The organism is Streptomyces sp. NPDC032745 (assembly GCF_055579465.1).
Window position 1 is genome coordinate 237,268 of record NZ_JBVING010000003.1, and the last position, 10,344, is coordinate 247,611.

The following is a 10,344-nucleotide window of genomic DNA, read 5'->3' on the forward strand; positions in this document are numbered from 1 at the left end:
CTTTGACTATGGAAGCGTATGCAAAGTTGAGTCTATTCCACTCAAGGCCGTAGTCGTACCCGCGTCGTACCCTCAGCCCATGGCTCTTGACGTACTCAACCCGACGCCCGAGTACCTCGCCTTCTGGCGGGAGCGGCACGTCTGCACGCTGACCACCCCGCGCCCCGACGGGACCCCGCACGTGGTGCCGGTGGGCGTCACGTACGACCCGGAGGCCGGGCTGGCCCGGGTGATCAGCAACAAGAACAGCAAGAAGATCCGCAACGTACTGGCGGCCCAGGCGACGGAGCAGGGCCCGGCCCGGGTGGCGGTGTGCCAGATGGCGGGACGCCGCTGGGCGACCCTGGAGGGGCGCGCGGTGATCCGTACGGACGAGGCCTCGGTCGCCGAGGCGGTGGCACGCTACGCGGAGCGCTACGGGCGGACGCCCTCGCCCAACCCGGACCGGGTCGTCATGGAGATCGCCCTCGACCGGGCGATGGGCCGCGCCTGAACCGACGGCCCGGCCGGCACGTCGGCCGGCACGTCGGGCCGGCACATCGGCCGGCCCGGGCGAAACAGTTCAGCTTTCACCTTGTCCGGTTCAAGGACTGGACGCGGACATCACAACGGCGCCATCGTGGTCAGGTCCACGATGGCGCCGTTGTGTGGGGGAAGCACCTAAAGCGATCTGCAACGACGGGGGAATCGCTTCAGGCACTGCGGGGGGTGGCGGTGGTGATATCGGGTTCGAAGAGCTGGTGGTCGCGCTGATCAAGGTTGACGAAGACCATTCCGTAGCGCACCTCGCAGCGGACGGGCTGCGGCGCGCCGCGGGGGCGGCGCAGGCACCGGTACGCCCGGACGTCCTCGTCCTCCTCGCGCGTGATGACGATGGGCTGTCCGAACAGGGTGACCATCAACGAGTCGCCAGGGTGGGGGATGGCCGTGGCGAGGTCGATGAACTGCCAGCCGGAGCGGTAGGCAGAGGCCATTTCGCGACGGAATCCGCGGTCGTCGGGGGTCATACCGCGGTCTCCCCGGCAACGGTGCCGGCATCGGCGTCGACGGGGGCCGAGCGCCATCCGCTGTCCATCGGTGCCGCGCGCCATCCGCTGTCCTCGAGCGGCGCCGCCCGGAGGCCTGCGGCACCCCCTTCGGCGCCCCCCAGGGTGACCCCGGCAAGTCCCAGACCGGCCACAGCCGAGAAGATGACGGTGGCAAGCGCCGAGCGAAGCATTCTCTTGTTCATGGTCGGCTTCGTCCTCACTTGATGAAATCCTCTCCCCCGCCTGTCAGACCATGGCTCATTCAGGCACATCACTGCCACAGGGACGATGCATCATGTTCTTGCATGTTCAGGACCCTGGGGGGTGGAGATTTGACCATAAACAGAACAAAAGCGACACATCCCCACGCGGTCACGGAGCTGTGCAGCGAGGGGGCGCGGCTCTACACGAGCGCGCTGCGGACCGGACGTATCGCACGTGGGGACGTCAAAACGGCACCCTGCCTGCTCGATCTGGCGTTGTTGCAGCCAGACCCTGATGACGCCAATTCGCTCCGTCCGGTTCCACCGGCGGTGGCACTCGCACAGCGGCTGCATCCGATCGAACGGGAGATCCGCGACAGACGCCGGGATTCTCTCGAACTGTCCGAGGCTTTCGAGCCGTTTCTCGCCATCAGTGCGCAGAATCCGGCGAGCACCCACGCCATCACCGTGCTCGAAGGCTTCGACCCCATCAACGCGGCCCTCAACCTCGCCACCGCCGAGTGCCGCACCGAGATGCTCACCATCCAGCCCGGCGGCGCCCGCCCCAGCCTCGAGCTCACGGAGGCCCTGGAGCGCGACCAGCCGCTGACCGACCGCGGTGTCCGGATCCGGACCCTCTACCAGCACACCGTCCGGCACAGCCGGGGCACGCTCGCGTACGTCGACCTCCTCAAGGCGGGCAAGGTCGAAGTGCGCACGCTGGAGGAGCTCTTCGAGCGCCTCATCATCTTCGACCGGACCGTCGCCTTCATCCCGGCCAGCGACGACCGCCAGGTCGCCCTGGAGCTGCGCCACCCGGGGCTGGTCGACTACCTCATCAAGGTGTTCGAGCAGCTGTGGCACCGTGCTGTGCCGCTCCAGGAGGAAGTCACGTACCAGCACACCCGCGGCGGCATCTCGGGCGTACAGCGCACCATCGCGCAGCTCCTCATCGAGGGCCACGTGGACGAGGCCATCGCCCGCCGGCTGGGCATGAACGTACGGACCTGCCGCGCGCACATCGCAAAGCTCGCCAGCACCCTCGGCAGCGGCAGCCGCGCCCAGCTCGGCTTCCTCATCGCCCGCTCCGGGATCCTCGAGGACGAGGGCGACTGAAACGCACCGGTACGTGCCAGGCCCCGCCGGGGGATCCCGGGCGGGGCCTGTGCGCGCGTGCAGGGCTTGCGCGTCGTGCAGCCGGAGGAAGCCGACGTCAGTCGCTCTGGCGCTTCGGTGCTGGGCGCCAGACGACCAGGGCGTTGCCCGGCACCGGTGGCTGGTACTTGACCAGATCTCGCCGGTACGAGGCGTGCACCTGGGCCTCTCGCTGCTGGAGCACGGCCGCCGCGCCGTCCACCGCCGCCGAGAGCTCGGCCACGCGCTGCTGGAGCGCGGCGACCTGGTTCTCCAGCTCGATGATCCGCTTGATGCCGGCCAGGTTGATGCCCTCGTCCTGGGACAGCGCCTGCACCGTGCGGAGCAGTTCGATGTCGCGGGCCGAGTAACGCCGGCCGCGGCCGGCCGTCCGGTCCGGGGAGACCAGGCCGAGCCGGTCGTACTGGCGCAGGGTCTGCGGATGCAGGCCCGAGAGCTGGGCGGCCACCGAGATCACGTAGACCGGGGTCTCGTCGGTCAGTTCGTACGCCCCGTTGCCGAACCGGGGCGGTCGTCGGCGGCCGTCCATGTCATGCTCCCTTCGCGGACTCGAACAGCACGGCGCGCGGGTCCTCCGACTCCGTCGCGTCGCGGTACATCTCCAGCGCCTCGCGGGCCTTGTCCGACAGCGAGGCCGGAACGGCGACCTCCACCGTCACCAGCAGGTCCCCGCGGGTGCCGTCCTTGCGGAGGGCTCCCTTGCCGCGGGCCCGCATCGTGCGCCCGGTGGGGGTGCCCGGCGGGAGCTTCAGCGTCACCGAGGGGCCGTTCAGGGTCGGGACCTTGATGTCGGCGCCCAGGGCGGCCTCGGCGATCGTCACCGGGACGGTGACCGTCAGGTTGTCGTCCTTGCGGCCGAACACCGGGTGGCCGTCCACATGGACGACCACGTAGAGGTCGCCGGCGGGGCCGCCGCGCTCGCCCGGAGCGCCCTTGCCGCGCAGCCGGATCCGCTGGCCGTCGGAGACGCCCGCCGGGATCCGGACCTGCATGGTGCGGGAGGACTTGGCGCGCCCGCTGCCCTTGCAGACGTCGCAGGGGGTCTCCGCGATCAGGCCGCGGCCCTTGCAGTCGGCGCAGGGGTCGGTCAGCGAGAAGCCGCCGCCGCTGCCCCGCGAGACCTGGCCGGTGCCGACGCAGGTCGGACACACGCGCGGCGTGCCGTTCTTGTCGCCGGTGCCCGAACAGGCCTTGCAGGGCGCCTGGGAGGACATCCGGAGCGGGACCGTGGCCCCGTCCACCGCCTCCGTGAAGGAGAGGGTGACCTCCGACTCGATGTCCTGGCCGCGGCGCGGCTGGACACGCGTCCCCGGGCCGGCGCCGCCGCGGTTGAACAGTCCGCCGAAGACGTCGCCCAGACCGCCGCCGCCGAAACCGCCGCCCGCGCCGCCACCCGGCTGGGTGCCGCCGAAGAGGTCGCCCAGGTCGAAGTTGAACGAGCCGCCCCCGCCGGGACCGGGGCGGAAGCCACCGTTCCCGAACAGGGCGCGGGCCTCGTCGTACTCCTTGCGCTTCTTGGCGTCGCCGAGGATGTCGTTCGCCTCGGAGATCTCCTTGAAGCGCTCCTCGGCCGAGGCGTCGCCCTTGTTGGCGTCCGGGTGGAACTCGCGCGCGAGCTTCCGGTACGCCTTCTTGATCTCGGCCTCGGTGGCGTCCTTCGGGACACCGAGGACCTTGTAGTAGTCCTTCTCGACGAAGTCCTTCGTGTTCATCCCCGGTGTCCCTCCTCTCGTGCCCCTACGGTTGCTGCGTCAGCCCTTGTCGGGGGCATCCGCGTCCTTGTCCGAAGGCGTGTCGCCGTCCGCGGACTCGGACTTGGGGGCCGCCCCGGGCTGGGGCTCCGCCACCGCGACCCGCGCGGGGCGGATCGTACGCTCGCCGATCCGGTACCCCGGCTGCAGGATCGCCACGCAGGTCGTCTCGGTGACGTCCGGCGCGTACGAGTGCATCAGGGCCTCGTGGATCGTCGGGTCGAAGGGCTCGCCCTCCTTGCCGAACTGCTGCAGGCCCATCTTGGCCGCGGCGGTCTCCAGCGATTCGGCCACCGACTTGAAGCCGCCGACCAGCTCGCCATGGTCCCGCGCCCGGCCGATGTCGTCCAGGGTCGGGAGCAGTTCCGTCAGGAGGGACGCGACCGCGATCTCCTTGACGGCGATCCGGTCCCGCTCCACCCGGCGGCGGTAGTTCTGGTACTCCGCCTGGAGCCGCTGGAGGTCCGCGGTGCGCTCGCCGAGCGCGGTACGGGTCTGGTCCAGCTGCGCCAGCAGAGCCGTCTCCTGAGCGGACGGTGCTCCGGAGTCCCCGGCCGGGGCCGCGGCCTCCTCCTCGGAGGAAGCTGCGGCCTTCGGCTCGGCGGCGTCGTCAGGCGTGGCGCCGGCGGGGACTTCGGGCTTCTCGTCGAAACCCGGGGTCTCCTCCGACATCAGGCAGCGCCGCCCTTCGGCTTGTCCTCGTCGACGATCTCGGCGTCCACGACGTCGTCCTCCGGCTTGGCCTGCTGGCCCTCACCGGCACCGGCTGCGCCCTGGGCGGCCTGTGCGTCGGCGTAGATGGCCTGGCCGAGCTTCTGGCTGACCGCGGCGAGCTTCTCGGTCGCGGTGCGGATCGCGGCCGTGTCCTCGCCCTTGAGGGTCTCCTTCAGCTCGGAGACGGCGGCCTCGACCTCGGTCTTGACCTCGGCCGGGACCTTGTCCTCGTTGTCCTTGACGAACTTCTCCGTCTGGTAGACGAGCTGCTCGCCCTGGTTGCGGGACTCGGCCGCCTCCTTGCGGCGCAGGTCCTCGTCCGCGTACTGCTCCGCCTCCTGGCGCATGCGGTCGACCTCGTCCTTGCCGAGCGAGGAGCCGCCGGTGACGGTCATCTTCTGCTCCTTGCCCGTGCCAAGGTCCTTGGCCGTGACGTGCATGATGCCGTTCGCGTCGATGTCGAAGGAGACCTCGATCTGCGGGACGCCACGCGGGGCCGGCGGCAGGCCGGTCAGCTCGAACATGCCGAGCTTCTTGTTGTACGCCGCGATCTCGCGCTCACCCTGGTAGACCTGGATCTGCACGGACGGCTGGTTGTCCTCGGCCGTCGTGAAGATCTCGGACCGCTTGGTCGGGATCGTGGTGTTGCGCTCGATGAGCTTGGTCATGATGCCGCCCTTGGTCTCGATACCGAGGGACAGCGGGGTCACGTCGAGGAGCAGGACGTCCTTGACCTCACCCTTGAGGACACCGGCCTGGAGGGTGGCGCCGATGGCGACGACCTCGTCCGGGTTGACGCCCTTGTTCGCGTCCTGACCGCCGGTCAGCTCCTTGACGAGCTCGGCGACGGCCGGCATGCGGGTGGAGCCGCCGACCAGGACCACGTGGTCGATCTCGGACAGCTGGATGCCGGCGTCCTTGATGACGTTGTGGAACGGGGTCTTGCAGCGGTCCAGGAGGTCCGCGGTCAGCTGCTGGAACTGGGCGCGCGTGAGCTTCTCGTCCAGGTGCAGCGGGCCCTCGGCGGAAGCCGTGATGTAGGGCAGGTTGATCGTGGTCTCCGTGGAGGAGGACAGCTCGATCTTCGCCTTCTCGGCGGCCTCGCGCAGACGCTGGAGCGCCATCTTGTCCTTGGACAGGTCGACGCCGTGGCCGTTGGCGAACTGCTTCACCAGGTAGTCGACGACGCGCTGGTCCCAGTCGTCACCACCGAGGTGGTTGTCACCGTTGGTGGCCTTGACCTCGACGACGCCGTCGCCGATCTCGAGGAGCGACACGTCGAAGGTGCCGCCACCGAGGTCGAAGACGAGAATGGTCTGGTCGTCCTTGTCCAGGCCGTAGGCCAGGGCGGCGGCGGTCGGCTCGTTGACGATGCGCAGGACGTTCAGACCCGCGATCTCACCGGCTTCCTTCGTCGCCTGACGCTCGGAGTCGTTGAAGTAGGCCGGGACGGTGATGACCGCGTCCGTGACCTTCTCACCCAGGTACGCCTCGGCGTCGCGCTTCAGCTTCTGCAGGATGAAGGCGCTCATCTGCTGCGGGTTGAAGTCCTTGCCATCCAGGTTGATCTTCCAGTCAGTGCCCATGTGGCGCTTGACGGAGCGGATGGTGCGGTCCACGTTCGTGACCGCCTGGCGCTTGGCCACCTCGCCGACGAGGACCTCGCCGTTCTTGGCGAAGGCGACGACGGACGGCGTGGTCCTGGCGCCCTCGGCGTTGGTGATGACGGTGGGCTCGCCGCCTTCGAGAACGCTGACGACGGAGTTAGTGGTGCCCAGGTCGATGCCGACCGCACGTGCCATTTTGATTTCCTCCAGCTGACTTGAGTGGAACAGACTCAACCATGCCGTAACGCTGCGCTGGCGTCAACAGAGGTGAGCCTATGCGGCTCAACTTTTATCCCCGTCTTACGCTCACGCAGGGCTCCCGGCCGGCGCCGCGCAGCCACGATGTGCCCGGCCACAGGGGCTCCACCTGCGGAAACGCTCCGCGCTGCGGGCCGGGCGGGAAACACTCCAGGACCACTCGAAGCCGACCGGTCGGCGACGGCCGTGCACCCCGACGAGGCACATCGGGGGGCCTCACCGGGCCCCCACCGGCCGCTCACCGGGGGCCGAGCGGGCGATGCTGGGGGCGGCCGCTGCGCGGCGTCCGACAACCGCCGGGGGCACAGGGCAGGGTGCCCCCATGCCGCTGCCGCCGCTCACGCTCCCCCCGGTCCGGCGCCTCGTGCGGCGGCGACCCGCGACCGAGGGCCCCTTCCCGCCACCGTTCCCGTACCGCCCGGACCTCTCGGCGAAGCGGGTGGTCGACCTCCTCGGGGCCGTGGCGCTGCTCGGGGTCTTCGCGGCGCCGCTGCTGGCCGTCGCCGCCCTGCTGTACGCCACCCAGGGCGGCCGGGTCTTCGTACGGGAGCCGGCGGCCGGACTGGGCGGGCGGCCCTTCCGGACCTGGCGGCTGCGCACGGACGCGGCGGGCCGGCTCGGCGTGGCCGTGGAGCGGTGCGCCCTGGACGGGCTCCCACAGGTGCTGAACGTGCTCCGCGGCGAGATGTCGCTGGTCGGACCGCGCGCGGAGTCACGTACGGACCGGGCCGACCGGCTCCTCGTACGGCCCGGAATGACCGGTTTGTGGCAGGTCAGCGCACGTTCCGGCCTCCCCTGGGAGGAGATGGCCCTGCTGGACCGGCACTATGTGGAGAGCCATTGGCTGGGGATGGATCTCGCGATCCTGGCTCAGACCCCTCGGGCGGCCTACCGACTGCGGTGCCGACAGAGGCATGCCTGAGCGACACAGATCACCGCTCGCTCACCTACATTGCGGCGCGGGGAATGGGTAACCTCAAGCCTTGACTCAATAAGTTACCGCTTAGTAAGTCCCGCCCGAGGAGCCCTCCCATGCAACTCGCCGCGATCATCGTGTCGCTGGTCCTGACCGTGGTCGGCGTCGCGCTGCTCGCCCGAGCCGTGGCGCAGATCTACCGGTTCGTGAAGCTCGGACAGCCCGTACCGGCAGGCAGCCGTACGGACGATCCGAAGGCACGAACGCTCACCCTGGTCCGGGAGTTCCTCGGCCACAGCCGGATGAACCGCTGGGGCATCGTCGGCTTCGCGCACTGGTTCGTCGCGATCGGCTTCCTGACGCTGCCGCCGACGCTGGTCCAGGCGTACGGGCAGCTCTTCCAGGCCGACTGGACGCTGCCGGTCATCGGCGGCTTCCTGCCGTTCGAGCTCTACATCGAGTTCATCGGCATCATGACGATCCTCGGCATCGCCGTGCTGATCGTCATCCGCCTGCTGTCGCTGCCGTCCCGGGCGGGCCGCAAGTCACGCTTCACGGGCTCCAAGGCCTGGCAGGCGTACTTCGTCGAGTACGTGATCCTCACCATCGGCCTCGCGATCCTGACGCTGCGCGGGCTCGAGGGCGCGATCCACCACGTGGACTCGTACGAGCCGGCGTACTTCGCCTCGTACCCGCTGGTCCTGGCGTTCAAGAGCCTCTCGCTCGGCACCCTGCAGAACGCCATCTACTTCACCGCGATGATCAAGATCGGCGTCTCGCTGATCTGGATGATCGTCGTCTCGCTCAACACCAACATGGGTGTGGCCTGGCACCGCTTCCTCGGCTTCCCGAACATCTGGTTCAAGCGCAACGCCGACGGCGCGACCGCGCTGGGCGCGCTCCAGCCGATGACGAGCAGCGGCAAGGAGATCGACTTCGAGGAGCCGGGCGAGGACGACGTCTTCGGCGTCTCCCAGGTCGAGCAGTTCTCCTGGAAGGGCATCCTCGACTTCTCCACGTGTACGGAGTGCGGCCGCTGCCAGTCGCAGTGCCCGGCGTGGAACACCGGCAAGCCCCTGTCCCCGAAGCTCCTGATCATGTCGCTGCGCGACCACGCGCACGCCAAGGCCCCGTACCTGCTCGCCGGCGGCGGCAAGGACATGGAGGGCAACGAGAAGGCGACGGCGGAGCAGCTGGCGAACGTGCCGGCGGCGGCGCTGGCGGAGGCGGAGCGCCCGCTCATCGGCACGGCCGAGGAGAACGGCGTCATCGACCCGGATGTCCTCTGGTCCTGCACGACGTGCGGCGCCTGTGTCGAACAGTGCCCGGTGGACATCGAGCACATCGACCACATCGTCGACATGCGCCGCTACCAGGTGATGATCGAGAGCGCGTTCCCGTCGGAGGCGGGCACGATGCTCAAGAACCTGGAGAAGAAGGGCAACCCCTGGGGTCTGGCCAAGAAGCAGCGCGTGGAGTGGACCAAGGAGGTCGACTTCGAGGTCCCGATCGTCGGCAAGGACGCCGAGGACCTCTCCGAGTACGACTACCTGTACTGGGTCGGCTGCGCGGGCGCTCTCGAGGACCGCGCGAAGAAGACCACGAAGGCCTTCGCGGAGCTGCTGAACATCGCGGGCGTCAAGTTCGCGATCATGGGCGGCGACGAGAAGTGCACCGGTGACTCCCCGCGCCGCCTGGGCAACGAGCCGCTGTTCCAGCAGCTGGCCCAGGAGAACGTGGCCATGCTGAACATGGCCTTCGGCGAGGACGACGACGACCCGTCGACGAAGAAGCCGAAGTCGGCGAAGCGGATCGTCTCCACCTGCCCGCACTGCTTCAACACCATCGCGAACGAGTACCCGCAGCTGGGCGGCGAGTACGAGGTCATCCACCACACGCAGCTGCTCCAGCACCTGATCGACGAGGGCCGGCTGACGCCGGTCACGCCGGTGGACGGCCTGATCACGTACCACGACCCCTGCTACCTGGGCCGGCACAACAAGGTCTACACGCCGCCGCGCGAGATCATGTCGGCCGTGCCGGGGCTGCGCCAGCAGGAGATGCACCGCCACAAGGAGCGGGGCTTCTGCTGCGGCGCCGGTGGCGCCCGGATGTGGATGGAAGAGCGGATCGGCAAGCGCATCAACAACGAGCGCGTCGACGAGGCCCTGTCCCTGAACCCGGACATCGTCTCGACGGCCTGCCCGTTCTGCCTGGTGATGCTGACGGACTCGGTCAACGGCAAGAAGAACGACGGCCAGGCCAAGGAATCCGTCCAGGTCGTCGACGTGGCCCAGCTCCTCCTGGAGTCGGTGAAGGCCCCGGCCCCGACGGAGGCGGAACTGGCGGCCGAGGCCCTGGCCGCCGAACAGGCGGCGGAGGCGGAAGCCAAGGCGGAGGCGGAAGCGGAAGCGGCGGCGAAGGCCAAGGCCGACGCCGAGGCTGCCGCGAAGGCGAAGGCGGAGGCGGAAGCCGCCGCCAAGGCAGAGGCTGCGGCTGCGGCCGAGGCGGAGGCGGGAGCCGAGGCCACGGCGAAGGCCGACGCCGAAGCCGAGGCAGAAACCGAAGCTGCGGCAAAGGCAGACGCCGAGCCGGAGGCCGCCGCCAAGGCGGAGGCGAAGGCCGACTCGAAGACCGCGGCAGAGGCCGAGCCGGCCACAACGGCCGCCGCAAAGCCCGAGCCCGAGGCAGAAGCCGCAGTCGAGCCGGAGA

Annotated in this window: 9 protein-coding genes and 1 pseudogene; 4 read left to right on the top strand and 6 right to left on the bottom strand. The window is 69.5% G+C overall.

All coding sequences use genetic code 11. The annotated features are described in order from the left end of the window. Nucleotides 1–79: 79 nt before the first annotated feature. On the top strand, nucleotides 80–493 hold the full coding sequence (locus ACZ5WG_RS08895) for a pyridoxamine 5'-phosphate oxidase family protein (protein WP_468721739.1): 414 nt from the start codon (nucleotides 80–82) through the stop codon (nucleotides 491–493). A gap of 199 nt (nucleotides 494–692) precedes the next feature. Here the strand turns inward: ACZ5WG_RS08895 and ACZ5WG_RS08900 are convergent, their stop codons facing one another. Further along, a complete protein-coding gene (locus ACZ5WG_RS08900; RefSeq protein ID WP_030299141.1) occupies nucleotides 693–1,007 on the bottom strand; it encodes a Rieske (2Fe-2S) protein in 315 nt (104 codons plus the stop codon). Further along, a complete protein-coding gene (locus ACZ5WG_RS08905) occupies nucleotides 1,004–1,231 on the bottom strand; it encodes a hypothetical protein (RefSeq protein ID WP_468721741.1) in 228 nt (75 codons plus the stop codon). Before ACZ5WG_RS08905 ends, ACZ5WG_RS08900 begins: the two co-directional genes overlap by 4 nt. 102 nt (nucleotides 1,232–1,333) lie before the next feature. On the opposite strand from ACZ5WG_RS08905, the gene ACZ5WG_RS08910 reads away from it, so the two are divergent. Continuing rightward, nucleotides 1,334–2,347, top strand: a complete 1,014-nt coding sequence (locus tag ACZ5WG_RS08910) for a helix-turn-helix transcriptional regulator (RefSeq protein WP_468721743.1) — start codon at nucleotides 1,334–1,336, stop codon at nucleotides 2,345–2,347. 97 nt (nucleotides 2,348–2,444) lie between these two features. Here the strand turns inward: ACZ5WG_RS08910 and ACZ5WG_RS08915 are convergent, their stop codons facing one another. From ACZ5WG_RS08915 to dnaK, 4 genes are read right to left on the bottom strand one after another with little or no spacing between them, the layout of a single operon-like run. Continuing rightward, nucleotides 2,445–2,915, bottom strand: coding sequence for a heat shock protein transcriptional repressor HspR (locus tag ACZ5WG_RS08915; protein ID WP_468721744.1), 471 nt, complete (start codon nucleotides 2,913–2,915; stop codon nucleotides 2,445–2,447). Nucleotide 2,916: 1 nt separating this feature from the next. Further along, entirely contained in the window at nucleotides 2,917–4,098 is a 1,182-nt protein-coding gene (gene dnaJ / locus ACZ5WG_RS08920; RefSeq protein WP_468721746.1) for a molecular chaperone DnaJ, read from the bottom strand. 39 nt (nucleotides 4,099–4,137) lie between these two features. Next, nucleotides 4,138–4,809, bottom strand: a complete 672-nt coding sequence (gene grpE, locus ACZ5WG_RS08925) for a nucleotide exchange factor GrpE (protein WP_468721747.1) — start codon at nucleotides 4,807–4,809, stop codon at nucleotides 4,138–4,140. Then, nucleotides 4,809–6,653 (bottom strand): molecular chaperone DnaK, encoded by a 1,845-nt coding sequence (gene dnaK / locus ACZ5WG_RS08930; RefSeq protein ID WP_266996059.1) that lies wholly within the window; start codon nucleotides 6,651–6,653, stop codon nucleotides 4,809–4,811. The genes grpE and dnaK overlap by 1 nt, the downstream gene beginning before the upstream one ends. Before the next feature lie 385 nt (nucleotides 6,654–7,038). On the opposite strand from dnaK, the gene ACZ5WG_RS08935 reads away from it, so the two are divergent. Continuing rightward, nucleotides 7,039–7,638 (top strand): sugar transferase, encoded by a 600-nt coding sequence (locus ACZ5WG_RS08935; RefSeq protein WP_468721749.1) that lies wholly within the window; start codon nucleotides 7,039–7,041, stop codon nucleotides 7,636–7,638. A gap of 110 nt (nucleotides 7,639–7,748) precedes the next feature. After that, a pseudogene (locus ACZ5WG_RS08940) lies at nucleotides 7,749–9,956 on the top strand ((Fe-S)-binding protein); the annotation flags it as partial. Nucleotides 9,957–10,344: the final 388 nt, after the last annotated feature.